General features: G+C 72.7%; 20 protein-coding genes. 5 read left to right on the top strand and 15 right to left on the bottom strand.

Features of this window, described 5'->3' with window-relative positions:
• Window positions 1–136: 136 nt before the first annotated feature.
• The gene (locus tag NQU54_RS18775) at window positions 137–373 is read right to left on the bottom strand and encodes a DUF8836 family protein (protein WP_257632045.1); all 237 of its coding nucleotides are present in this window, start codon (window positions 371–373) and stop codon (window positions 137–139) included.
• Window positions 374–846: 473 nt separating this feature from the next.
• Between NQU54_RS18775 and NQU54_RS18780 the strand changes: the two genes are divergently transcribed.
• A complete protein-coding gene (locus NQU54_RS18780; RefSeq protein WP_257632046.1) occupies window positions 847–2,148 on the top strand; it encodes a serine/threonine-protein kinase in 1,302 nt (433 codons plus the stop codon).
• Window positions 2,149–2,383: 235 nt separating this feature from the next.
• Here NQU54_RS18780 and NQU54_RS18785 read toward each other — a convergent pair whose 3' ends face one another.
• From NQU54_RS18785 to NQU54_RS18825, 9 genes are all read right to left on the bottom strand, one after another.
• Window positions 2,384–3,202: a TrmH family RNA methyltransferase gene (locus tag NQU54_RS18785; protein WP_069869728.1), complete on the bottom strand. Its 819-nt coding sequence runs from the start codon at window positions 3,200–3,202 to the stop codon at window positions 2,384–2,386.
• 70 nt (window positions 3,203–3,272) lie between these two features.
• Complete coding sequence (gene cobA, locus NQU54_RS18790) at window positions 3,273–4,493, bottom strand: uroporphyrinogen-III C-methyltransferase (protein ID WP_257632047.1); 1,221 nt, start codon at window positions 4,491–4,493, stop codon at window positions 3,273–3,275.
• 105 nt (window positions 4,494–4,598) lie between these two features.
• Window positions 4,599–9,059: a nicotinate-nucleotide--dimethylbenzimidazole phosphoribosyltransferase gene (gene cobT / locus NQU54_RS18795; RefSeq protein ID WP_257632048.1), complete on the bottom strand. Its 4,461-nt coding sequence runs from the start codon at window positions 9,057–9,059 to the stop codon at window positions 4,599–4,601.
• A 280-nt stretch (window positions 9,060–9,339) separates the two neighbouring features.
• Window positions 9,340–10,593, bottom strand: a complete 1,254-nt coding sequence (gene cbiE / locus NQU54_RS18800) for a precorrin-6y C5,15-methyltransferase (decarboxylating) subunit CbiE (protein ID WP_257632049.1) — start codon at window positions 10,591–10,593, stop codon at window positions 9,340–9,342.
• A gap of 307 nt (window positions 10,594–10,900) precedes the next feature.
• Window positions 10,901–11,548, bottom strand: coding sequence for a GNAT family N-acetyltransferase (locus tag NQU54_RS18805; RefSeq protein WP_257632050.1), 648 nt, complete (start codon window positions 11,546–11,548; stop codon window positions 10,901–10,903).
• Between the two features lie 194 nt (window positions 11,549–11,742).
• Window positions 11,743–12,567, bottom strand: a complete 825-nt coding sequence (locus NQU54_RS18810) for a MetQ/NlpA family ABC transporter substrate-binding protein (RefSeq protein ID WP_257632051.1) — start codon at window positions 12,565–12,567, stop codon at window positions 11,743–11,745.
• A gap of 103 nt (window positions 12,568–12,670) precedes the next feature.
• Window positions 12,671–13,459, bottom strand: coding sequence for a methionine ABC transporter permease (locus tag NQU54_RS18815; RefSeq protein ID WP_069869723.1), 789 nt, complete (start codon window positions 13,457–13,459; stop codon window positions 12,671–12,673).
• A complete protein-coding gene (locus NQU54_RS18820) occupies window positions 13,456–14,511 on the bottom strand; it encodes a methionine ABC transporter ATP-binding protein (protein WP_257632052.1) in 1,056 nt (351 codons plus the stop codon). Before NQU54_RS18820 ends, NQU54_RS18815 begins: the two co-directional genes overlap by 4 nt.
• Window positions 14,512–14,911: 400 nt before the next feature.
• Complete coding sequence (locus NQU54_RS18825; protein WP_257632053.1) at window positions 14,912–15,559, bottom strand: HAD-IA family hydrolase; 648 nt, start codon at window positions 15,557–15,559, stop codon at window positions 14,912–14,914.
• Between the two features lie 148 nt (window positions 15,560–15,707).
• Here NQU54_RS18825 and NQU54_RS18830 point away from each other — a divergent pair, with 148 nt between their 5' ends.
• Together NQU54_RS18830 and NQU54_RS18835 are read left to right on the top strand one after the other, a co-directional pair.
• Window positions 15,708–16,076, top strand: a complete 369-nt coding sequence (locus NQU54_RS18830; RefSeq protein WP_069869720.1) for a hypothetical protein — start codon at window positions 15,708–15,710, stop codon at window positions 16,074–16,076.
• A gap of 55 nt (window positions 16,077–16,131) precedes the next feature.
• A complete protein-coding gene (locus NQU54_RS18835) occupies window positions 16,132–16,548 on the top strand; it encodes a hypothetical protein (RefSeq protein ID WP_257632080.1) in 417 nt (138 codons plus the stop codon).
• Between the two features lie 145 nt (window positions 16,549–16,693).
• On the opposite strand, the gene NQU54_RS18840 is transcribed toward NQU54_RS18835, so the two are convergent.
• The 3 genes from NQU54_RS18840 to NQU54_RS18850 form a co-directional block, all read right to left on the bottom strand.
• A complete protein-coding gene (locus NQU54_RS18840) occupies window positions 16,694–17,197 on the bottom strand; it encodes a GNAT family N-acetyltransferase (protein ID WP_069869718.1) in 504 nt (167 codons plus the stop codon).
• Window positions 17,198–17,320: 123 nt separating this feature from the next.
• Entirely contained in the window at window positions 17,321–17,842 is a 522-nt protein-coding gene (locus NQU54_RS18845; RefSeq protein ID WP_167504867.1) for a sigma-70 family RNA polymerase sigma factor, read from the bottom strand.
• 121 nt (window positions 17,843–17,963) lie between these two features.
• Window positions 17,964–19,133, bottom strand: a complete 1,170-nt coding sequence (locus tag NQU54_RS18850) for a glycerophosphodiester phosphodiesterase (protein WP_257632054.1) — start codon at window positions 19,131–19,133, stop codon at window positions 17,964–17,966.
• A 240-nt stretch (window positions 19,134–19,373) separates the two neighbouring features.
• Between NQU54_RS18850 and NQU54_RS18855 the strand changes: the two genes are divergently transcribed.
• Window positions 19,374–20,069: a lysophospholipid acyltransferase family protein gene (locus tag NQU54_RS18855; protein ID WP_208974217.1), complete on the top strand. Its 696-nt coding sequence runs from the start codon at window positions 19,374–19,376 to the stop codon at window positions 20,067–20,069.
• Between the two features lie 311 nt (window positions 20,070–20,380).
• A complete protein-coding gene (locus tag NQU54_RS18860; protein WP_257632081.1) occupies window positions 20,381–21,187 on the top strand; it encodes an alpha/beta fold hydrolase in 807 nt (268 codons plus the stop codon).
• 123 nt (window positions 21,188–21,310) lie between these two features.
• Here the strand turns inward: NQU54_RS18860 and NQU54_RS18865 are convergent, their stop codons facing one another.
• Window positions 21,311–22,300, bottom strand: coding sequence for an aldo/keto reductase (locus tag NQU54_RS18865; RefSeq protein ID WP_257632055.1), 990 nt, complete (start codon window positions 22,298–22,300; stop codon window positions 21,311–21,313).
• 116 nt (window positions 22,301–22,416) lie between these two features.
• Window positions 22,417–23,847 carry an argininosuccinate lyase gene (gene argH, locus NQU54_RS18870; RefSeq protein ID WP_257632056.1) on the bottom strand — a complete coding sequence of 477 codons (1,431 nt, stop codon included), beginning with the start codon at window positions 23,845–23,847 and terminating at the stop codon, window positions 22,417–22,419.
• Window positions 23,848–23,872: the final 25 nt, after the last annotated feature.

Here is a 23,872-nt window from a genome sequence, read left to right on the forward strand (position 1 = left end):
AGGCGTGGACTACTCCTCTGGGTGGAGATGCGCCCTCATGCCTTGGGGTCTTCCCGGAGGGGTCCGGGGAAGAGATCCTTCCGGAGCCCCTCCGGAGCCCATGGAGTGTGCCCCTCCGAACGTGTGTCAGCCCTGCTCACTCGCCCTCCCCCTGCTCGCCGCGCGGCACCGGCTGCTCCACCAGTGCCAGAACCCGATTGGCCATGAAGCGGGCCGTCCGCACCACGGACCCATTACGGGTGACTTCGCTCACTTCCACGACCCCCCGCCGGACCGCGGTCTCGACCCTCCGGCCCGCTCTGCTGGCCACCACTTCATACGTCCGCGTCGTGTCCCCCGCGTCCACGACTATCTCCACACGATCACCCTTCACGGTCTCAATCCCCCTTTGGAGACGGCCTTTTGAGATCACGCAGCGCGGACCGGAGCGACGGATTGCCACGATTCCGGCCCACTTCTCCAGGATCTCAGGCACCACTGACAATCCATCGCCCGACGCATGCGCGGCCTCTCAGCGCGCGGCGCCGTCAATCCGTAAGCTGTGCACGTCAGACGGAGGGCAACGGGCAACAGCGGCGATCCGACGGCTGATCGGCGGCAAACGGCAAGCAGACGGCAGCGGATGGGGCTCCCCACCAGGGGTTAGGGCCTGTCCGGAGTGGTGATCTGGATCAGGGAGCGGGGCGTGGTGCGTGCGATCGCAAGGCGCCGGAAGACCCTCGTAGCGGAGCTACCAGGGCATTTCGGCAACGCCGCGAGCGTGCGTGCCACGCCCCGCGAGCCCAGATCACCACTCCGGACAGGCCCTGAGGGAAGGGGCCTCCCCACCGGAGGTAGGGGACGGACATGGCGATGATGCGGCTCCGGCGCGAGGACCCGCGTGTCGTCGGCTCCTTCCGCCTGCACCGGCGGCTCGGCGCGGGCGGCATGGGGGTGGTCTACCTCGGCTCCGACCGGCGCGGGCAGCGGGTGGCCCTGAAGGTGATCCGGCCCGATCTCGCCGAGGACCGGGAGTTCCGGTCGCGGTTCGCCCGGGAGGTCTCCGCGGCGCGGCGGATCCGCGGCGGCTGTACGGCCCGGCTGGTGGCCGCCGATCTGGAGGCCGACCGCCCCTGGTTCGCCACCCAGTACGTACCGGGCCCCTCCCTCCACGACAAGGTGAACGAGGAGGGCCCGCTGCCCGCCGCCCAGGTCGCCTCGATCGGGTCGGCGCTGGCGGAGGGGCTGTTGGCGGTCCATGAGGCGGGGGTCGTCCACCGCGACCTCAAGCCCTCCAACATCCTGCTCTCCCCCAAGGGCCCGCGCATCATCGACTTCGGCATCGCCTGGGCGACCGGGGCCAGCACCCTCACCCACGTCGGCACGGCGGTCGGCTCGCCCGGCTTCCTCGCACCCGAGCAGGTGCGGGGCGCGGCGGTCACCCCGGCGACCGACGTCTTCGCGCTGGGCGCCACGCTCGCGTACGCCTCGACGGCGGACTCGCCGTTCGGGCACGGGAGTTCCGAGGTGATGCTGTACCGGGTGGTGCACGAGGAGCCGCAGTTGCTGGGCGTCCCCGACGCCCTGGCGCCGCTGCTCCACGCCTGTCTGGCGAAGGACCCGGAGGACCGGCCGAGCACTCTGCAACTGTCGCTGCGGCTCAAGGAGATCGCGGCGCGCGAGGCGCACGGTCATGGGACCGGCGGCGGGGGCTACGGCGCCGGCCGTCCCCCGGCGCGGCGCCCCGAGGCGTACGCCGACCAGAACACGGAGCGGCGCCCCGGCACGACGCCCGCGCCGCGCGGCGGGTCCCCGTCCTCGCGACCGGGAGCCGCTACGGGCGGGGGCTCGGGGCGGCCCTCGGGGCGGAACACGCCCGCGCGCCCGGCACAGCGCCGGGGCGGCCCGAGGCCACCCGCGCGTACCGGGCGCCCGGCCCATCCCGTCCGCACCTCGCCGAACGGACGCCGTTCCGGCGGGCCGAACCCCCGGCTGCTGCGGCAGCGGCTGACCGTGTTCGTCGTGGTGACGCTGCTGGTGGCGCTGGGGATCGCGGCGGCGCAGGGCTGCCAGGGTCCGGCGAACGGCCTGGGCGGGCCGCCCAGACCGACGGAGTCGGTTTCGTCGGCGGCACCGGACTCGGTGGCGGCCGAGCCTGACGGCCGCTAGTTACGGAGTGTCCGGCGGGGCTTGGCGCCTGCGGCGGGCCGCGCGGCGGAGCCGCATATCGGTGCTTCCCCCTCCCCGCCCCTTCCCGAAACTGGGGCTCCGCCCCAGACCCCGCTCCTCAAGCGCCGGAGGGGCTGGAAGGCGGGGCTCCACCCCAGATCCCCGGGGTCCAGGGGGCCAGACCCCCGGGGGTCCAGGGGCGAAGCCGCTGCCACTCGGCGGACGCCCCTGGCTGTCAGAGTCCCGGTCTGCCCGAGGTGACCGCGTAGAAGGCGACCGCCGCCGCCGCGCCCACGTTGAGGGAGTCCACGCCGTGGGCCATGGGGATCCGGACCCACTCGTCCGCGGCCATCAGCGCCTGGGTGGAGAGCCCGTCGCCCTCCGCGCCCAGCATCAGCGCGACCCGCTCCAGGCGGTGCGGGGCCGCGTCGTCGATGGTGGTGGCCTTCTCGTCGGGGGTCAGGGCGAGGATCTTGAAACCGGCGTCCCGGACCGCCTCCAGCCCGCGCGGCCAGCTCTCCAGACGGGCGTACGGCACGGAGAAGACGGCGCCCATGGAGACCTTGACCGAGCGCCGGTAGAGGGGGTCGGCGCAGTCCGGGGAGAGGAGCACGGCGTCCATGCCGAGGGCCGCCGCGCTGCGGAAGATGGCGCCGGTGTTGGTGTGGTCGTTGACGGACTCCATGATGGCGACGCGCCGCGCGTCCCGCAGGACCGACTCCGCGTCCGGCAGCGGCTTGCGCTGCATGGAGGCGAGGGCGCCGCGGTGGACGTGGTAGCCCGTGACGCGTTCGGCCAGTTCGGGGCTGACGGCGTAGACGGGGGCGGGCACGTCCTCGATGACGTCCCGCATCACATCGACCCACTTGGACGAGAGCAGCATCGAGCGCATCTCGTAGCCGGCCACACGGGCGCGCCGGATCACCTTCTCGCCCTCGGCGATGAACAGGCCCTCGGCCGGCTCCCGCTTGCGCCGTAGCTCCACATCGGTCAGACCCGTGTAGTCGCTCAGCCGCGGGTCGTCCGGATCATCGACGGTGATGAGATCAGCCACTTAAGTGATACTGCCTTGTCCTGGATGCGGTGCCAATGAGCCCGACACGAATAAGTTACCGACGGTTACGTCATCCGTGGTCACGGGCGGAGAGGGCGACGACATCGCCGATCACCACGACCGCCGGGGGCCGTACGCCCTCGGCCGCGACCTTCTCCGCGACGGTGGCGAGGGTCGCGTCCACCCGCCGCTGCGTCGGGGTGGTGCCCTCCTGGACCACGGCGACCGGGGTGTCGGCGGCCCGGCCGTGCGTGACGAGGGCCGCGGCGATGGCGCCGATCTTCTCGACGGCCATGAGCAGCACCAGCGTGCCGCGCAGCCTGGCCAGCGCCGCCCAGTCCACCAGGGAGCTGGGGTCGTCGGGGGCGACATGGCCGCTGACCACCGTGAACTCATGCGCGACGCCCCGGTGGGTCACCGGGATCCCGGCCGCGCCCGGGACGCTGATGGAGCTGGAGATGCCGGGGACCACGGTGCACGGGATCCCGGCCTCGGCGAGCGCCTCCGCCTCCTCCATGCCGCGCCCGAAGACGAAGGGGTCGCCGCCCTTGAGGCGGACCACCGACTTGCCCGCCTTGGCGTGCTCGATCAACGCGTTGTTGATCGCCTCCTGCGCCATGAAGCGGCCGTACGGGATCTTCGCCGCGTCGATCACCTCGACATGCGGCGGCAGTTCATCGAGCAGATCGCGCGGGCCGAGGCGGTCGGCCACCACCACGTCCGCCTCGGCGAGGAGGCGGCGGCCGCGCACGGTGATCAGGTCCGGATCGCCCGGCCCGCCGCCCACCAGCGCCACATGGGGGCCGCGGGTGCGGTGGCGGGGCGCGGCGAGGGTGCCGTCGCGCAGCCCCTCCACCACGGCGTCCCGGACGGCGGAGGAGCGGCGCGGGTCCTGCCCGGTGAGCACGGCCACGGTGACGCCCTCGCTGCGTCCGGTGGCCGGGGTCCAGGCGGAGGCGGCCTCGGCGTCGTCGCTGCGGACGCACCAGACGCGGCGCGCCTCGGCCTCGGCGGACGCGGCGGCGTTGGCCTCCGGGTCGTCCGTGGTGATCAGCACGTACCAAGCGCCCTCGAAGTCGCCCTCCCGGTACCGGCGGCGCTCCCAGCGCACCTCCCCCGCCTCGGCCATGGCCTCGACGGAGGCCGTGGCGGACGGCGAGATCAGCAGGATGTCCGCACCGGCCGCTATCAGCGCGGGCAGCCGGCGCTGGGCCACCTGGCCCGCCCCGAGAACGACGACCCGCCGCCCGGAAAGGCGCAGTCCGACCGGGTATGCAAAGTTTTCGGACATGGCGGTGCGGCTCTCCTCGTGCGAATGCGCGGCCGCTGCGGCGCTGGAGCGGCTGATCGACTGTGGGACTGGCCCCCGCCGCCACCTTACGCGGCGGGGCACGCATCAGTTCTTCTCCGTGACCCCTGCGGAGTCGAACGTGGCCACCTCGTGCATCGCCCGTGCGGCGCTCTGCACCACCGGCAGGGCGAGCAGCGCCCCGGTGCCCTCGCCGAGCCGCAGATCCAGGTCGATCAGGGGGCGCAGACCCAGCTTGTTCAGGGCCGCCACATGGCCCGGCTCGGCGCTGCGGTGGCCCGCGATGCAGGCCGCCAGCACCTCGGGGGCGATGGCCCGGGCGACCAGCGCGGCGGCGCCCGCGCTCACTCCGTCCAGGATCACGGGCGTACGCAGCGAGGCGCCGCCCAGCAGCAGCCCGGCGATCGCGGCGTGCTCCAGGCCGCCGAACGCCGACAGCACACCGATGGGATCGGCCGGATCGGGCTGGTGCAGCTCGAGACCGCGCCGTACGACATCGATCTTGCGGGCGTGCATCTCGTCGTTGATACCGGTGCCGCGCCCGGTCACCTCGGCCGGGTCGGCGCCGGTGTAGATGGAGACCAGGGCGGCCGACACGGTGGTGTTGGCGATCCCCATCTCCCCGGTGAGCAGCGCCTTGTTACCGGCGGCCACCAGATCGCGGGCGGTCTCGATGCCCACCTCGATGCCGCGCAGCACCTCCTCGCGGGTGAGCGCGGGGCCGACGGTGAAGTCCCCGGTGCCCGCCCGCACCTTGCGCGGCAGCAGCCCGGGGGTGCTGGGCAGATCGCTCGCCACCCCCACGTCCACGACGCACACCTCGGCGCCCACCTGGCTCGCGAAGGCGTTGCAGACCGCGCCGCCGCCCAGGAAGTTGGCCACCATCTGGGCGGTGACCTCCTGCGGCCAGGCGGTGACGCCCTGGGCGTGCACCCCGTGGTCGCCCGCGAAGACCGCGACGGCCGCGGGCTCCGGGATCGGCGGCGGGCACTGCCGGGACAGCCCGCTCAGCTGGGCGGAGATGATCTCCAGCATGCCGAGCGCACCGGACGGCTTGGTCATCCGCTTCTGCCGCTCCCACGCCTCGCCGAGCGCCTTGGCGTCCAGCGGGCGGATGCCCCGCAGGGTCTCCTGGAGCAGATTGTGCGGGTCCCCGCCGGGCAGGGTGCGGCGGCCGTACGTCTCCTCGTGGACGACCCAGGACAGCGGGCGGCGCTTGGACCACCCGGCCTTCATCAGCTCCGGCTCCTCCGGGAACTCGTCGACGTATCCGACGCACAGATACGCCACGACCTCCAGGTGCTCGGGCAGCCCGAGCTCACGCACCATCTCGCGCTCGTCGAAGAAGCTGACCCAGCCGACGCCGAGGCCCTCGGCGCGGGCGGCGAGCCAGAGGTTCTCCACCGCGAGCGCCGAGGAGTACGGCGCCATCTGCGGCTGGGTGTGCCGGCCGAGGGTGTGACGGCCGCCGCGGGTGGGGTCGGCGGTGACGACGATGTTGACCGGGGTCTCGAGGATGGCCTCGATCTTCAGTTCCTTGAACTGCTTGGCCCGGCCCTTGGGGAGCGACTTGGCGTACGCGTCCCGCTGGCGCATGGCCAGGTCATGCATGGCGCGCCGGGTCTCCGCCGAGCGGATCACGACGAAGTCCCACGGCTGGGAGTGGCCCACGCTGGGCGCGGTGTGCGCGGCCTCGAGGACGCGCAGCAGCACCTCGTGCGGGATGGGGTCGGACCGGAAGCCGTTACGGATGTCCCGGCGCTCGCGCATCACACGATGGACTGCGGCGCGCTCGGCCTCGTCGTACCCGTCGGCGGGCGGGCCGAGGGGGATGGGGGCCGCCTCGGGCTCGGGCTCCGGGGCCGACTCCGGCTCCGGCTCCGGCTCCGGTGCGGATTCGGGGGCCGCTTCGGGGGTGGCGTCGGCGGCCGCGGGCTCGGGGGTTGTCTCGGGGTTGGCGTCGGCCGCTACGGGCTCGGGGGCCGACTGCGGGTCGGCGTCCGCTGCTCGGGGGTGGGTGGCCGTTTCGGGCTGGGGCACTGTTTCGGGCTCCGGCTCCGATTCGGGGGTGGCGGCCTCGGGCTCTGTGGCCGCGGGCTCGGGGGCTTCTTCCGGAGCCATGGTCTCCGGTGCGGCGGATCCGGCCTCGGGCTCGGGGTCGGCCTCGGGGTCGGCGGCTTCCGGGGCGTTGGTCTCGGGCTCGGCGGTTTCCGGCGCGTTGGCCTCGGGCTCGGCGGGTGCGGGCTCGGTGGCTTCCGGAGCGCCTGCCTCCGGGGTATCGGCCTTCGGCTCCGCGGCTTCCTGCTCGGTGGCCTGGGGCTCGGGCTCGGCGGCCTGGGGCTCGGTGGCTTCGCCTTCGGGCTGCTCCGCTTCGGGTGCGGTGGCCCCGGGGTCGGTGGGCTCGGCTGCGGTGGGCTCGGTGGGCTGGGCCGCCGCCTCTGCCTCGGGCTCGCGCTCCGCCGTGGGGTCGGTGGCTTCTGCCCCGGCCTCCGGCGCTGCCTCAGCCGCCGCTTCCGCCTCCGGTTCGGCGGGCGTCGCCTCGGCCTCGGCGGTCTCGGGTGCCTCGGCCTCGAGGGCTTCGCTCGCGGGGGCCTCGGCGTCCGGGGTGTCCGCCGCTTCGGCCTCGGGGGCCTGCTCCTGGGCCTCGGGGATCTCCGTCTCGACGGCGGTCGGCTCGGGCTCCGGCTCGGCGGCCACCTGCTCAGACGCCTCGGCGGGTGCCTCCTGTGTCACTGCCTCGGCCTCCGATGCGGCCTCCGCTTCGGACGCGGCCTCGGCCAGCGGCTCGGCGGGGGCCTCCTGCCGAGGCGCCTCCTGCTGGGGCGCCTCCTGCTGGGGCGCCTCCGCAGCGGCCTGCTCCTCGGCGGCGGACTCCTCGGGCTGAGGGGTCCCGTCGGCCACTATCGAGTGACCCGGGTCCACGGCGGTCTGCTCCACCGTTTCGGCGGACTGCTCCGCGAGTTGCTGAACGGCCTCCTGGGCTGGGGCCTCGGCGACGGGCGCTTGCGGCTCCTCGGCCGTGACCGGCTCATGGGCCAGCTGCGCCGGGATCTCCGGTGCGGGCTCCGCGACCGGGGCGGGGGCGGGCTGGGGCTCGAGCTGCTCGGCGACGGGCTCGTCCTGAGCCTGGGCCGGGATGTCGACGACCTGCTCCTCGGCCACGGCCGCCTGTGGGGCGGGCTCCATGACGGGCGCCCCGGCCTGGGCCGGGATGGTCGCGCCCGTCTGGTGCGGGGCCGCGACCGCCGGGTCCACATACGCCTGGTCCATCGCGACCGGCTGCGCCTCGGGCGCCACCGCCTCGGGCTGGGCGAACTGCTGGGGCGCGGGCTCCCCTTCGGGCACCTCCGCGACCTGCGGCTCCTCGGCCGGACCGGCCGTCTCCACGGGCGCGGGTGCGGGCGGTGCAATGGGCGCCGCCTGCTGCATCGGCGGCGTGGAGTCCCAGGCGTCCCCTGGCGGCGGGGCGTCGACAATCTGCGAGAGGTCCGCGAGCTGGGGCCCGGGGAGCCGATTCGGGTCCTCGGGCCGCGGGGTGAAGTACTGCGGCCCGGCGGCGTACTGAGGCGCGGTGGAGTAGTCGGCCATCAGAGGCTGCTCAGCCACGACGGGCTGTTCAGCCATGACGGCCTGCTCGGCCATGACCGCCTGCTCGGCCATGACGGCCTGCTCCGGCATGGCCATCTGCTCAGCCATGATCGCCTGCTCGGGAGCCACGAACTGATCAGGCGCGACGAACTGCTGCTCGGACAGCACGAACCGCTCATGCCCGGCGAACTGCTGCTCGGTCATCCCGCCCTGCTCAGGCGCCGGGACGCCTTGCCCAGGCGCCAGGACGCCCTGCTCGGGCACCGGGACACCCTGCTCAGGCGCCACCACACCCTGCTGGGGCCCCATCTCGTACTCGGGCTGAGGCTCGGGCTGGTGCGGCATCTGCGGCTGCGGCTCAGGCGCGACCTGCCCAGGCGCGACCTGCCCAGGCGCGACCTGCCCAGGGGCGACCTGCTCAGGCTCGGGCTGCGGCTGGGGCTCCGGCTGGCGTACGGGCGCGGCGTGCCGGCCCCCGGCCGGGCCGCGGTCGGCGAGCGAACGCACCACGCCGTTGGAGGTGTCGGGCACCGGCGGACCCATGTGGAGCGGCCGCCGGGAGGGGGTGGCGGGGGCGCTGGGCGTCGCGTACGCGGCCGGGGCCGGCTGCCGCACGGGCTGTTCCGCCACCGGCTGTGGTTCGGGCATCTGGGTCTCGGCGTACGCGGCGGCGGCCGGGTCGAGCACACCGGCCTCGTACGCCCCGGTCTGATACTGGGCCTGCTGCTCGCTCCAGGCGCCCTGGGCGCCGGGCATCAGCAGCAGGTCGTCCTCATCGCCGATGTGTTCGGGCCCGTCGAGGAAGGTGTAGGCGGCACCGGAGGGGACACCGGGCTGCGGCTGCTCGATGTAACCGGCGTCGGCAGGCGGGGCGTGGACATCCGCAGGGTGCGGGTGTCCGAGTCGTCCGCCTGCGTTCTCCGGCAGTCCCTCTCCCGGGACCTGGCCGGTGTCGGTCATGCGTACCCCTCGCCCATCGTCAGTGCTCCTTCCAACCGCCTACCACCGAGAGCAAGCCCCCTGAGCAAGAACGAGCGTGCGCCGTGCGCGGCACGTAGACACGCCCGAGGCTTGCCTACCGCGGCCCCACCAAGGGAGAGGCACATTCCGGCCTTTGGCCAATAAAGCACCGAACGCCGGGCAGCGGTAAAGGCAGTACAACGATCCGCCAGCCTACCTCGCGCACTGCCCCTGGCAGGTCATCGGGGCGAAGCTCGGGGCGAACGTCACAAGGACAAAATCACTGGTGCGGGCGGTGGCCGCAGAGCATGAAGGCGACCGCGCGCTCCCGTTCGGTCCAGCCCCGCGTGTCCAACTCGACGGACTGTGACAGCACGCATTCGACGGCGTAGCCGCCGTCCTCCAGCGCCGCGCCGATGGCCTCCGCCTCGTCCCGGGTCGCGGCGTGGGTGACGATGCGCTCGGGGCGCCGGGCGGCGCACGCGGCGACGACGTGCGCGCCCCCACCGCCGATCCGCACCACATCCGGCTCCGGCAGGTCCTCCAGCACCTCGGGGGCGACGCCCTGGACGACCTGGATCTGTACGGCGAAGCGGCGGGCCAGGGTGGCGGTGCGTTCGCAGGCGTCCGGGTCGCGGTCGACGGCGATGACGGCGGCGCCGAACCCGGCGGTCTCGACGGCCGCCGCGCCGCTGCCCGATCCGATGTCCCAGACCAGGTCGCCCAGGCGGGGGCCGAGGCGGGCGAGTTGGACGGCGCGCAGCTGCGGGGACTCGCTCTCGCCCAGCACGGTCCCGTACGCGGGGCCGGGCAGCGCCCAGCCGCGGACGGCGCCCGGGTAGCCGGGGTCGCGTCCGGCGATCCAGCCGCCGCCCTGGAGCGCGCCGCGGCCGGCACCGGCCGGTGCGCCGCCGCGGACGGGGGCGACGGCGGAGCCGCCGATGACGATGACCACGTTGGGGTCGCGCCAGGCGTGGTCGGCGGCCTTGTCGGAGGTCAGGACAGTGACCTGCTCGCGTTCCGTGCCCAGGGCCTCGCAGATGACGAAGGTGCGGTGCACCGGGCCGAGGAGCAGGGCGAGTTCGGCGGGCCCGGCGCCGGGCGAGGTGAGGACGGCGACCTTGGTGTGGGCGCGGCAGACATTGACCGCGCGGCGCAGATCGCGGCTGTGGGCGACGACGACCTGGGCGTCGTCCCAGGGCATCCCGGCCCGCGCGAAGGCTGCGGCCACGGAGGAGACGGCGGGGACGACCTCGACCTCGAGCCCGTGCTCGGGGGCGCGCAGGGCGCGGACGACGCCGAAGAAGCCGGGGTCGCCGTCGGCCAGGACCACGGCGGAGCCACGGTGCTGGGCGATCCTGCGGGCCGCGAGGTCCACGCTGCCGAGCCGGATCCGCTCGGCGCCGGGCGGGACTTCGGGCAGCGCCAGGTGGTGGGCGGCGCCGGCCACGAGGGTGGCCGCGCCGAGGGCGGAGCGGGCCGCGTCCGTGAGCGGGGTGCCGTCCCAACCGATCACCGTGACGCGGTCGGCCATCGTCCTTGTTCTCCCGTACGTGTGGTGGGTTATGTGTGGTGCGTCGGGTCCGTCGGGTGCGTCGCCGTGGGTGCGGATGCGTCGCGGTGGGGTGCCCATGAGGTTCACGGACGGGTCGCGGCCGGTGCGCCACGCATACCCGGGGCGTGGTCTCGGCTGCGGCCGAGGTGCGGGTGCCCGGCGCGGACAGAGAGTACCCCGGCTGGTCCGGACCGCCGGAGTGGGGGCGGGCGCGGGGGTGGTGCGCCGAGGGCGTGGACGGCGCGAGGGCGCCGGATCTCCGCCCCGGCCGGGGCGCGGTGGGGCGTCAGCCCCAGTCGGAGTAGCTGGGGTAGACGCCGAACCCCTCGGGCCCGGAGATCCGGTCGGGGGCGCCGTCGAGGTCCTCGGGGAGCAGGCTCCAGACGATGAGGTCGGTGCGCATATCGGTCCAGCCGCCGTCCTCCGTCTGGCTGCGGGCTATCCAGGAGTTGCGCAATACGCCCTCGCTGATGCAGCCGACCTTCTGTGCGACCTGCTGGGCGGCGGTGTTTCCGGCGGCGGTGCGCAACTCCAGGCGCTCGAACTTCTGGTCCTGGAACAGCCAGCGGGCCACGGCCAGCACCGCCTCGGAGGCATAGCCCTCACCGCGCGCCCAGTGGGCGACGATATAGCTGGCCTCGGTGGCCAGCAGCCGCCAGTCGGTATTGCGCAGATGCACGAATCCGACCAGCCGCTGGGTGAGGAATTCGGCGACCGCGAAGACGATTCCCCGTCCGGTGGTCCGTTCCGCCGGGGCGAGCCGCAGCGCCTGGTCGCGGGCGTCGCCGAGGCTGTACGGGTAGGGCGCCCGGATCCAGGCGATGACGCTTTCGTCGTTCATCATGTCGGCGAGCGCGGGTATGTCCGCTTCCTCGAACGGGCGCAGCACCAGCCGTTCCGTGCTGATGGAGATGTCCGGGAAGGTGGATGTCATGCGCCGCTCCGTAACCGGGGTCGTTTCAGGGCCGTGGAAAGGCCCAGCATGCAGCATCACGCAGGTGAAATGCAGCACGGGGGGTGAATCGGAAGGCCCCGCATCCGGTTGTGGTCCGGATACGGGGCCCCGGGGATCCGCCCGCGGGCCGCGACGTTGGCGTGATCGTTGCGGTGGTGGCGGGGTGCCGCGGGTCAGAAGGACGGCAGTACGGAACCCTGGTACTGGTCCTCGATGAACTTCTTCACCTGGGGTGAGGTGAGGAGCTTGGCCAGCTTCTTCACGCGCGGGTCGTCCTCGTTGCCCTTCTTCACGGCCAGGAAGTTGGCGTACGGATTGTTCTTGGGCGATTCGAGGAGGATGGCGTCCTTGGCGGGCTTGAGGTCCGCCTCGATGGCGTAGTTGCCGTTGATGACCGCGGCGTCCACGTCGTCGAGCGACCGCGGCAGCTGGGCGGCCTCCAACTCCTTGAACTTCAGGCCCTTGGGGTTGGTGACGATGTCCTTGGGGGTCGCCTCGTTGCCGACACCGCTCTTGAGCTCGATGAGCCCATTGGCGTCCAGCAGCTTCAGCGCGCGGGCCTCGTTGACCGTATCGCTGGGGACGGCCACGGTGGCGCCCTTCTCGAGGTCACCGGCCTTCTTCACCTTGTGCGAGTAGAGGCCGAGCGGCTCGAGGTGCACGGTGACGACGGGCACGATGTCGGTGCCCTTCTTCTTGTTGAAGTCGTCGAGGAACGGCTGGTTCTGGAAGTAGTTGGCACCGACCGAGCCGTCCTGGGTGGAGAGGTTCGGCGTGTTGTAGTCGGTGAACTCCTTGACCTCCAGCTCGAGGCCGGCCTTCTTGGCGAGGTGGTCCTTGACGTAGTTGAGTATCTCCGCGTGCGGGACGGGGCTCGCGGCGACGACCAGCGCGCCGTTCTTGTCGTCCGACGAATCCGAGGAGCCGCAGGCGGCGACACCGAGGGCGAGGGCGCCGGCGGCGAGGACAGCGGTGACGGTCTTGGTGGTGTTACGCACGAAAAGTGCCTTTCTTCAAGGGCGCACGAATCCGCCGCGGGTGCGGACGCGGATGTCGGACGGGGTGGTACGGGGTGGTGGTTCGGGGGCAGGGGTCGGGGGCTCAGAGCACCTTGGTCGGCTCCGCGGACTCGAGTTCGGCGGGCGCGGTCCGCGGCTCCGGGGCCGGGGCGGGCTTCCCGGCCCGGGGCGCGCCACCGCGCAGCAGCCTCAGCCGCGGGGCGACCGAGGAGCGGCCGCGGTGCGACAGGCCGCGGGCGGCGAGGTCGCCCGCGAACTGGATGACGGAGATGACCAGCGCGAGGATCGCGACGGTGATCCACATCAGCTCGGTCTCGAACCGCATATAGCCGTAGCGGACCGCCAGGTCACCCAGGCCACCGGCGCCGACCGTGCCGGCCATCGCGGAGTAGCCGATGAGCGCGACGACCGTGGTGGTCGCGCTGGAGATCAGCGCGGGCAGCGACTCGGGCAGCAGCACCTTGCGGACGACGGTCCAGGTGGAGCCGCCCATCGACTGCACGGCCTCCACCAGCCCGCCGTCCACCTCGCGCACCGAGGTCTCCACGAGCCGGGCGTAGAAGGGGATGGCGCCGATGGCCAGGGGCACGATCGCGGCCTCGGGGCCGATGGTGGTGCCCACGATGGCGCGGGTGAACGAGATCAGGGCGACCATCAGGATGATGAACGGCATGGAGCGGGCGATGTTGACGATCTGCCCGAGGACCTTGTTCACCACGACGTTCTGGAGCACTCCGCCGCGGTCGGTGAGGACCAGCAGCACACCGAGCGGCAGTCCGCCGACGACGGCGATCAGCGCCGACCAGCCGACCATGTAGAGGGTGTCCCAACATGCCTGCTCCAGCAGGGGCTCCATCTCGGACCAGGTCACTTGGCGCCCTCCTTGAGCAGCGGGGTCGGGTTCGCACGCGGGCCGTCGGCGATGGCCGCCACATCGACCTGGAGGCCCTGCTCCCGCAGGAAGCCGATCGGGACGACGTTCTCCTCGAACCGGCCGGGCAGTTCGATCCGCATCCGGCCGACCTGGTGGCCGCCGACGGTGTCCATCGCGGCGCCCAGGATCGAGATGTCGATGTTGTACGTACGGGACAGCTGGGAGATGACCGGCTTGGTGGCCGCCTCGCCCTGGAAGGTGAGGTCCACGACCGTGCGGTCCTCGCCCGAGGGCACCCCGCCGACCGGGAAGAGCTCCTGGGCCAGCTCGGAGCCGGGGGTGGCCAGCAGCTCGGTGACCTTGCCGGACTCCACGATCCGCCCGTCGCGCATCAGCGCGGCCGAGTCGCAGATCCTCTTGACGACGTCCATCTCGTGCGTGATGAGCAGCACGGTCAGGCCCAGTTGCTCATTGAGGTCGCGCAGCAGCTGGAGGATCGAGCGGGTGGTCTCGGGGTCCAGCGCGGAGGTCGCCTCGTCCGAGAGCAGCACCTTGGGGTCGCCGGCGAGCGCGCGGGCGATGCCGACGCGCTGCTTCTGGCCGCCGGAGAGCTGCGCGGGGTACGCCTTCGCCTTGTCGCCGAGGCCCACCAGCTCCAGCAGCTCCAGGGCCTTGCGGGTGCGCTCCTTGCCGGAGACGCCGAGGATCTCCAGGGGCAGTTCGACGTTGTCCCGTACGGTGCGCGAGGAGAGCAGGTTGAAGTGCTGGAACACCATGCCGATACGGCTGCGGGCCCGGCGCAGCGCGGAGCCGGCCCCCTGCCCACGCCCGGCGAGCGCGGTGAGGTCCTGGCCGGCCACGGTGACCGTGCCGGAGGTGGGGCGCTCCAGAAGGTTGACGCAGCGGATGAGGGTGGACTTCCCGGCGCCGCTCTGGCCGACGACGCCGTACACCTCACCCTCGCGGACATGCAGATCGACGCCGTCGAGGGCGGTGACCTCGCGGCCTCGTGAGCGGTAGACCTTGGTCAGGTCCGTGGTGGTGATCACAGGGTTTCCGTCACTGTTGAGTGCACGGCGGTTTGTGCCGCCGGGCACGGCTCGTTCATTGCGGAACGCGGCAGGGCGGACCCGAGGGCAGGCGCGGTGTGTGGGCGCGTTTCGGGTTCCGGTGACGCGGGGCGGCGCGGTCCGGCGCGCTGGCGCACGGATCCGCCTCAGCGGGTCTCGCTTCGGGGCGCGAGGCTCGTGCGGGGGCCCTCAGCAGTCACACATTCGACACCGACAACGAGCACCGGGCGCGGGAATCGCCTCGGTCGCAGGGATGCGGCAGCTCGTCGTGGTCATGGGCGCAAGTAAAGCAGACACCAGTGCGGGCCCATCAAGGGCGTCCGTATAGCGGACGCCCTTGACCGGTCCGTGGACAGGGGCGAGGTGTACGGGAACCGGTTCAGACCCGGCAGGTGATCTCCACTCCCCCGTCGGAGACCTGTACGGACACGGCCGAGAGGTCCTCGACCACGATGTCGGCGACCAGCTCCTCGCGGCTCGTCGTTGTGGCCAATGCCACGGTCCGCATCCCGGCCGCGCGGCCCGACGCGAGCCCGGCCGGGGCGTCCTCGAAGACCACACAGCGCGCCGGGTCGACTCCGAGCCGCTCGGCGGCCAGCAGGAACGGCTCGGGGTCGGGCTTGCCGCGGGTGATGTCATCGGCGCTGATCAGCGTCCCGGGGCGTATCCCGACCTCGGCGAGGCGGGCCTCGGCCAGCGGGCCGTTGGCGGAGGTGACCACGGCCCAGCGCCCGGCGGGCAGCGCCGCCAGCAGCTCGGCGGTGCCCGGGAGCAGCTTCACCCCGCCCGGTACGTCCTCCAGCTCCAGCTCGTCGATGCGCGCCCGGGCCCGCGGGGCGCGGTCGGCGGGAAGCAGATCGGCGATGATGTCGTCGGCCGGGCGGCCGTGCAGCTCGACCCGTGCGAAGTCGTCCGCCGCGATCCCGAACTCCCCGGCCCAGCGGGTCCAGCAGCGCCGGACCGAGTCCAGGGACGAGACGAGGGTTCCGTCGTTGTCGAACAACAGCGCGTCAGCGGAGATCTTCATGAGCCGCAGCGTATGTGGGGGCGGCGGACGCCCGTGGGCGCGGGGCCGAGCGAGGCGCTGTCGGCGGGGCCGATTACCCTCGTTCCATGCTTGTCACTCCCTGTGTGCGCCGCCGTCGGGTGCGCCGCCGCACCGCGCGGAGGTCGTGTTGATCGACGCGCTGACGGTCGCGCTCGGTGCGACCGCGCTGCTCCTCGCCGCATGGTGCGGCTTCGCCGCCTACCGGGACCAGCCGACCAAGGACTGGCACTTCATCGGCATGGCCCTGGTGGCCCTGCTGGCGGTCGTGCAGCTGGTCATAGGGGTGGTGCGGCTGGTGGGCGGTGCCGATCCCGAGCAGGGTGTGGCCATCTTCGTGGCGTACCTCATCGGCTCGGCGCTCGCGGTGCCGATAGCGGGGTTCATGTCGCTCGCGGAGCGGACCCGCTGGGGGTCGGCGACGGTCTCCGCGGCGGCCGTGGTGCTGGCCGTGCTCGAGGTGCGGCTGTACGACATCTGGGGAGGCGTCGGTGGCTGAATCACAGGAGGCGTCGGTGGCCGGGGACCCGGCGGCCGGGAAGCCGGGATCGGCCGTGGCCGGGAAGCCGGAGTCCGCCGCGCGCACCGGGCTCGGCCAGGGCCCCGGGCGGCTGCTGGTGATGGTCTACGGGGTCTTCACCGTGGCCGCCGCGTCCCGCTCGATCTACCAGCTGATCGCCCAGTACCATGAGGCCCCGCTCGCGTACATCCTCTCGGCGGTCTCCGCCGCGGTGTACGCGTTCATCACGGTCTCGCTGGTGCGCGGCGGCGAGGGCGCGCGCAAGGCGGCGTTCGTCTGCTGTGCGGCGGAGCTGGTGGGAGTGCTGACCGTGGGCACCTGGACCCTTGCCGACCCCTCGGCCTTCCCCGACCAGACGGTGTGGTCCGACTACGGGATGGGCTATCTGTTCATCCCGATCTTCCTGCCGGTCACCGGTCTGATGTGGCTCCGCAAGGCCCGCCGGGGCTGAGAGCCTGTGTCATATCCCCGGCCGGGCGTGCGACGCCTGGCACGCACGCTGATCCGACCGGGGATATGACACAGGCTCTGACCGACGGCGGGCCCGGGCCCGGGTGCGTGTCAAACGCCCCGGCGGGCCCGGACCCCCGTGTCCGTCAGGCGCTGGCGGCGTACGCGGTGACGGAGGCGTCCTTCTCCAGCGTCACCAGGCTCAGCCGGCGGTTGACCTCCTCGGTGCCCACCTGGGCGTAGCCGTAGCGGCGGTACAGCCGCAGATTGCCCTCGCTGCGGTGGCCGGTGAACAGGCGGTACCGCTTGGCGGCCCGGTCCTCGGTCAGCCGCCCCTCGATCGCGGCGAGCAGCCGTCCGCCCAGGCCATGGCGCTGCATCCGGGGGTGGACGATCAGCTTGCCGATGGCGGCGGTCCCCTTCTCGTCGACAATCCCGCGGACCGAGCCGACGACCTCCTCGCCGAGCCGGGCGACGAGCACGCAGCCCTCGCTCAGTTCGGCGCGCAGGTCGTCGAGCGACTGCGTCAGCGGTTCGATCGAATAGTCGCCGTAGAGCTCCGCCTCGCCCTGGTAGCACAGATACTGCAACTTCAGGATCTGCTCGGCGTCGTCCGCGGTCGCCGCGGAGATGGTCACGCTCATGCCCATGTGCGCATGCCTCCCCTTTGTCGTCAGTCCACCGGTCGCGGTGAGGGTAGGAGTGCGACCGGGGGTTCATGGCCTGGGTGGAGGCGCCGCGTGGTCGGCGTCCGCCTCCGAGGCGCCGGTTGTCTATCGCTCCTTTCCCCACGGTTCAGGAGCCGCAACCTCCGCCGTGAGCATTCTGCGCAGGCAACCCAGACATCGGGAACGTACCGGGCCCAGACTCCCCTGTGACATTCCCAACTGACCGGCGATCTCGCGGTACGTCGGGTCGGAGCGGGAGAGCATCGCCGCGAGCAGCGCGGGGCAGCGACCGGGCAGCCGCCGCACCGCCGCGCGCAGCGTCCGGCGGGTCTCCGCGGCCAGTACGGCGTGTTCGGCCGGACGGGGCTCGGGCCCGCTGGGCGGGCCACCGGCCACCGGGTCGTACGGCACCTCGCGGCGCGCCCGGCGCCTTGCCCCGCGCACCTCGGCCCGTACGGCCCAGCGCAGCCAGCGGGCGGGGTGGGGCGGCGGTCCGGTGTCACGGGTGCGTTCCAGCAGCCGTAACCAGACGGCCTGTTCGAGTTCGGCGGGCTCCACGCCGACGCCGTGTGCCTCGGCCGCCGCCTCGGCGGCCAGCAGCGGGCCGAGCTGCTTCACAAAGTCCATGCCGGGCGGGACGTGCCCCGGTCGTGGGGCGGTTGCCCGGTGACCGAGGTCTCACCCGACCGGGGCAACGGAGGGGCCGCGCCTTGACGCGCGGCCCCTCCGTCCCCCGCCTACGCGCCGATCACTTGCGGAAGTCCGCCGCCGCGAGCAGCGCGGTGTCCGCGTTGTCGGAGAAGATTCCGTCGATTCCGGTCGCGAAGTATGCCTTGAACGCTCCGAAAGCGTCACCGTAGGCATTGGGGTCGGTGCCGCGCCGGAAGTCGGCCGGGAGGAAGGTGTTCTCGTTGCGCATGGTGTACGGGTGCAGGATCAGCCCCGCCGCGTGCGCGTCCTTCACCACACTGGTCGGCGTGCCCAGCTTGCCGTCCGCGGTGCGCGGGATGATGACCGACAGATCGGGGCCGATGCCCTGGGCGTAGCTCGCGATCCACTTGAGCCCCTCGGGCTTGACCAGGTCCCCGACCGTGCGCGGGTCGTTCGCCTCGACGAAGTCCCAGGGCCGGCTGTCGACGGTGGACAGCAGCACGACCCCCGGGGTGTCGACCATCTTGCGCAGCCGCTGGATGCTGCTCGGCTCGAAGGACTGGAGGAACAGCGCCGCGTCCTTCTTGTGGCGGCCGTACCGGCGCAGCAGCTTGGCCAGCGGCTCCTCGAGGCCGAGGCCCAGCTTGCGGAAGTAGGTGGGGTGCTTGGTCTCCACGTACAGCCAGACGCGGCGGCCCCGCCTGCGGCCCTCGCGGTCGGCCCACTGGAGCACCTCTTCGAAGGTGGGCACCTCCCAGCGGCCGTCGTAGAGGGTGTTGCGCTGGCGGTTGCCCGGGATGCGCTCCTTGGCGCGCAGCGTCTTCAGCTCGGCGAGGGTGAAGTCCTCGGTGAACCAGCCGGTGAGCTTGGTGCCGTCGACCGTCTTGGTGGTCTTGCGGTCGGCGAACTCCGGGTGCGCGGAGACGTCCGTGGTGGCCGTGATGTCGTTCTCGTGGCGGCAGACCAGATGGCCGTCCTTGGTGGGGACCAGGTCCTGCTCGATGATGTCCGCGCCCATGTCCAGGGCGAGCTGGTACGAGCCGAATGTGTGCTCGGGCCGGTAACCGCTGGCGCCGCGGTGGCCGATGACGGTGGGAACCGGCAGCTCATGGCCCCGGCCGGACGCCCCCGCGGCGGTCGCCGCACCCGGCGCCGTCTGCGTGCCCGCGGCCGTCGCCGTGCCCGCGCCGCTCAGCGCCATCGCTCCCGCACCGAGGGCCGCGGCCCCCAGCAGGGTGCGCCGTCCGGGCTGTTGCTCCCGCTCCATCAGCACTCCTTGATGTGGTGTTCGACACCTGTCAATTCGGGTCAGAAGACTGGCTGATGGTAGGCGGGACCGGCTTTCCTACGGGAGGCGTCGGGCGAAACGCGTGGGGAACGCGGGTCAACACTGCGTATCAGGTGGGTGAACCTGGTGTGCGCCGGGGCGCGACCGGCGAGTATCGTCCTCATCGGCGCTCCGGTGCGGTACGAGGTTGACGGACCGTACGACGGTGCGCCCCAGACCTTGACCCCGACCGGAGGGCCCGTGTCCCGATTCGCGTTTCTGAAGGCAACACTCGGTCCGCTGATGCGCCTGATGTTCCGCCCACGGGTCGAGGGGGCCGAGGGCATCCCGGGCTCGGGTCCGGTGATCCTCGCCGGGAACCACCTCACCTTCATCGACTCGATGATCCTGCCGCTGGTCTGTGACCGTCAGGTCTTCTTCATCGGTAAGGACGAGTACGTCACGGGCAAGGGCTTCAAGGGCCGGCTGATGGCCTGGTTCTTCACCGGCGTCGGCATGATCCCGGTGGACCGGGACGGCGGACGCGGCGGCGTCGCGGCGCTGATGACGGGCCGCCGGGTGCTGGAGGAGGGCAAGGTCTTCGGCATCTACCCCGAGGGCACCCGCTCCCCCGACGGCCGCCTCTACCGCGGCCGCACCGGTATCGCCCGGCTCGCGCTGATGACCGGCGCGCCCGTGGTGCCGTTCGCGATGATCGGGACCGACCGGATCCAGCCGGGCGGCAAGGGGCTGCCGCGGCCGGGCCGGGTGGGGGTCCGCTTCGGCGAACCGCTGGAGTTCACCCGCTACGAGGGCATGGACCGCGACCGCTATGTGCTGCGGGCCGTCACCGACGAGGTGATGAGCGAGGTCATGCGGCTGTCGGGGCAGGAGTACGTGGACATCTACGCCACGAAGGCGAAGTCGGCCGCGTGACGGCTGACGCCTGATGATTCGGGCGAACCGCGGCGGTCCGGTGTCCGGACCGCCGCGGTTCCGTGTCGGGGCGCGGCGGGCCCTTGTCGTGTTGTGCTCGTTCCACGGCGGTTTCGTTCCGGCGACCCGCCGGGACTATGTCGCACGAACGAGCGGCCGGGCACCATATGTTCGGATATAACCCCCACCCCGCGTTGCGGTGAGTTGACGCTTCGGCCAACGCCATGGGTCGGCAGCATGGCGGAAGATCCGATTCCGCTACCCGCTGGTCGCCATCGGGCCCGGCCACTATGGTGCGGCGGGTGACCACGATGACCGTGCCCTCCCCCCACTTCGTGACACTGCGCGGGCGCCGGTTCGCCCTGACCGACTTCGGCGGACCGGGCGAACCGGTGCTGGCCCTGCACGGCCACTTCGGCCGGGGCAGGATGTACGCGCCCCTGGCCGCCGCCCTCGCCCCCGAACGGCGGGTGATCGCCCTCGATCAGCGGGGGCACGGGCTGACCGGCGGCGGTGGCCCCTTCACCCTGGACGAGTATGTGGCCGACGCCGCCGCGCTGCTGCGGGAGCTGCGGCTGGGCCCGGTCCCGGTCGTCGCCCACTCCACCGGCGCGGTCGGCGGGTACGCCCTGGCCGCCCGCCATCCGGATCTGGTGAGCGCGCTCGTCGTGGAGGACATCGGCGCGGTGACGGACCGTCCGGTGGTGAGCCATCCGGTGCTCGATGTCTCCGGGTGGCCGACCTGGGCCGTGGACCGGGAGAAGCTGCGCGCCGCCATCGAGTCCCGGGGCATCGCGGACGCCTCGTACTTCCTCGACAGCGCCGAGCCGGACCCCCAAACGGGCGGCTGGCGGCTGCTGTTCGAGCCCAGCCATATGATGGCGTCCCAGCAGGCCATGTGCGGTGACTTCTGGGACGACTGGCTGGGCTCGTCCTGCCCCGCGCTGCTGATGCGCGGCGAGCACAGCTCGCTGCTGCCGCCGGGCCACGCCCATGAGATGGCCACCCGCCGCCCCAACACCAGGCTCCGCGAATTCGCCGGATGCGGTCACTGGATACACGACGACGCGCCCCGGCCGTACGCCCGCGCGGTCCGTACGTTCCTGGGCGCGCTGTAGCGGGTGTCCGGCGGGGCTTGGCGCCCGCGGCGGGCCACGCGGCGGCGCCGCAGACGTCGACGGCGTCTCGGGGCCCTTCCAGCGGAGCGCTTGGCCGGGCGCGCGGGTCCCGGCCAGGAAGCGTCAGGCCCAGGGCAGCTCCGAGCGGTGGTGCCAGTAGGTCTGCGGGGTCTCGGCCAGCTCCTCCAGCCGGGCCAGCCGCGGCTCGTCCAGGCGGAGATCCGCGGCGGCCAGGTTGGACCGCAGCTGGGCCGTCGTGGCGGCGCCGGAGAGGACGACGGTCGCCCAGGGGCGGTGCAGGACCGCGGCCAGCGCGACGGCGTCCGGGGTGGCGCCCAGCTCCTCGGCCACCTGGCGCAGGGCTTCCGGAAGCTCCTCGGCCGCCTCGGTGAGCCGGCCGTTGGCCACGGCTTCCTTCACGATGACCGCCCGGCCCGCCGCATGGGCCTCGGCCAGGGCCGCCCCGGCCGAGGGCTCCAGCAGGTTGTAGGTGGACTGGACGGTACGGAACAGCGGCCGGCCGTCGACCTCCACGGCCAGCGCGGCGCGGATCGCGTCGGCCTGGTGCGGCCCGCTGGTGGAGATGCCGACCGTCACGCCCTCCGCGGCGAGCGCCGCCAGCCGCGTATGCAGTTCGCGGTCGGTGAGGGCGGGGCTGTCGGGGGTCACCGAGTGGATCTGGTAGAGGTCCAGCCGGTCGCCGAGCAGTGCGTCGGTCAGCGCGCGCTGGCGCTCGAAGGTCGCGACGCCGTGGTCCTTGACCTCATGCGTCTCGGCATCCGTACGCCAGTCGGCGACATACGTATAGCCCCACTTGGAGCCGACCACCACGTCCCGCGCGGCGTCCGGGCGGTCGCGCAGCCAGCCGGCGAGGAACTCCTCGGCCCGGCCGTAGGAGCGCGCCGCGTCCAGATAGCGCACCCCGGCGGCGTACGCGGCGTCCAGCAGCTCTTGGCTGCGCCGCCGCATCAGCTCGACCGGGCGCTCGGCCGGGAGGTCCCGGTCCCGGCCGAGGTTGATGTAGGCGGGGCGGCCGACCGCGGCCAGGCCGAGGCCGATCCGGGCCGCCCCCGACCCGGGGGTCGCGATCTCCGTGAGCCGTTCGACACCCATGCTCCGTGTCCCCACCTCTCCCTTTCGGTCTGTCGCCGTGAGCTTCGGTCTGTCGCCGAGCTTCGGTCTGTGGCCGTGAGCTCCGGTCTGCCGCTATCGGCTTCGGTCGCTCGCCGTCAGCGCTTGGCGCCCGCCCACTCGTACTGCGCGGCCAGGTCCTCCTTGACCTCCGCGAGCTGGGCCCGCACCGCCACCGGGGCGGTGCCGCCGCGGCCGCCACGCGCGGCCAGCGCGCCCGGCACGTTGAGGACGCCGCGGACCTCGGGCGTCAGATGCGGCGAGATCTTGGCGAACTGCTCATCGGTGAGCTGATCGAGCTCGATGCCCGTACGCTCGCACTCCTTGACGCATTCCCCCGCGACCTCGTGCGCCACCCGGAACGGCACCCCCTGCCGCACCAGCCATTCGGCGATGTCGGTGGCCAGCGAGAACCCGGCCGGGGCCAGCTCCTCCATGCGCTCGCGGTTGACGGTCAGCGTGGCCATCATCCCGGTGAAGGCCGGGAGCAGCACCTCCAGCTGATCGCAGGAGTCGAAGACCGGCTCCTTGTCCTCCTGGAGGTCCCGGTTGTACGCGAGCGGCAGGGCCTTGAGGGTGGCCAGCAGCCCGGTGAGGTTGCCGATCAGCCGGCCGGACTTGCCGCGCGCGAGCTCCGCGATGTCCGGGTTCTTCTTCTGCGGCATGATCGAGGAGCCGGTGGAGAAGGCGTCGTGGAGGGTCACGAAGGAGAACTCCTTCGTGTTCCAGATGATGATCTCCTCCGCGACGCGCGACAGGTCGACGCCGATCATCGCGGTGATGAACGCGAACTCGGCGACGAAGTCACGGGAGGCGGTGCCGTCGAGCGAGTTGGCGGACGAGCCCCGCTCGAAGCCGAGGTCGGCCGCGACCGCCCGCGGGTCGAGCCCCAGCGAGGACCCGGCCAGCGCGCCCGAGCCGTACGGCGAGACGGCGGTGCGCTCGTCCCACTGCCGCAGCCGCTCCGCGTCCCGCGACAGCGCCTGGACATGGGCCAGGACATGGTGTGCGAAGAGCACCGGCTGGGCGTGCTGGAGGTGTGTACGGCCGGGCATGGCCACGTCGGGGTGCGCCTCGGCGAGCCCCACCAGGGCCTGCTGGAGGTCGGCGATCAGCCCGCCGATGATCCGGGCGTGGTCGCGCAGATACATCCGGAAGAGGGTGGCGATCTGGTCGTTGCGGGACCGTCCGGCCCGCAGCTTGCCGCCGAGATCAGGGCCCAGCCGCTCCAGCAGACCGCGCTCCAGGGCGGTGTGGACGTCCTCGTCGGCGATGGTGCCGATGAAGTCGCCGGAGGCGACATCGGCCTCCAGCCGGTCCAGGCCCGCCAGCATCCGCTCCAGCTCATCGGCGGTGAGCAGCCCCGCCGTGTGCAGCACCCGGGCGTGGGCGCGGGATCCGGCGATGTCGTACGGCGCCAGGCGCCAGTCGAAGTGCACGGAGGCGCTGAGCTTCTCCAGTGCCTCGGACGGGCCGTCGGCGAAGCGGCCGCCCCAGAGCCGGACGTCACCGCTGTTGCCGTTGCTCACGCTGTTGCTCCTCAGGCTGCTGTGG

Origin of the sequence: Streptomyces malaysiensis subsp. samsunensis, assembly GCF_024519315.1 — a bacterium.
Lineage (GTDB): Bacteria > Actinomycetota > Actinomycetes > Streptomycetales > Streptomycetaceae > Streptomyces > Streptomyces malaysiensis.

Coding starts and splice junctions, on each gene's coding strand:
- NQU54_RS18825 (WP_257632053.1), bottom strand. CDS start 15,559: ATGAAGATCTCCGCTGACGCGCTGTTGTTCGACAACGACGGAACCCTC.
- cobT (WP_257632048.1), bottom strand. CDS start 9,059: ATGACCGACACCGGCCAGGTCCCGGGAGAGGGACTGCCGGAGAACGCA.
- cobA (WP_257632047.1), bottom strand. CDS start 4,493: ATGTCCGAAAACTTTGCATACCCGGTCGGACTGCGCCTTTCCGGGCGG.
- NQU54_RS18850 (WP_257632054.1), bottom strand. CDS start 19,133: ATGGAGCGGGAGCAACAGCCCGGACGGCGCACCCTGCTGGGGGCCGCG.
- NQU54_RS18805 (WP_257632050.1), bottom strand. CDS start 11,548: ATGACATCCACCTTCCCGGACATCTCCATCAGCACGGAACGGCTGGTG.
- NQU54_RS18865 (WP_257632055.1), bottom strand. CDS start 22,300: ATGGGTGTCGAACGGCTCACGGAGATCGCGACCCCCGGGTCGGGGGCG.
- cbiE (WP_257632049.1), bottom strand. CDS start 10,593: ATGGCCGACCGCGTCACGGTGATCGGTTGGGACGGCACCCCGCTCACG.
- NQU54_RS18780 (WP_257632046.1), top strand. CDS start 847: ATGGCGATGATGCGGCTCCGGCGCGAGGACCCGCGTGTCGTCGGCTCC.
- NQU54_RS18840 (WP_069869718.1), bottom strand. CDS start 17,197: ATGGGCATGAGCGTGACCATCTCCGCGGCGACCGCGGACGACGCCGAG.
- NQU54_RS18860 (WP_257632081.1), top strand. CDS start 20,381: ATGACCGTGCCCTCCCCCCACTTCGTGACACTGCGCGGGCGCCGGTTC.
- NQU54_RS18845 (WP_167504867.1), bottom strand. CDS start 17,842: ATGGACTTTGTGAAGCAGCTCGGCCCGCTGCTGGCCGCCGAGGCGGCG.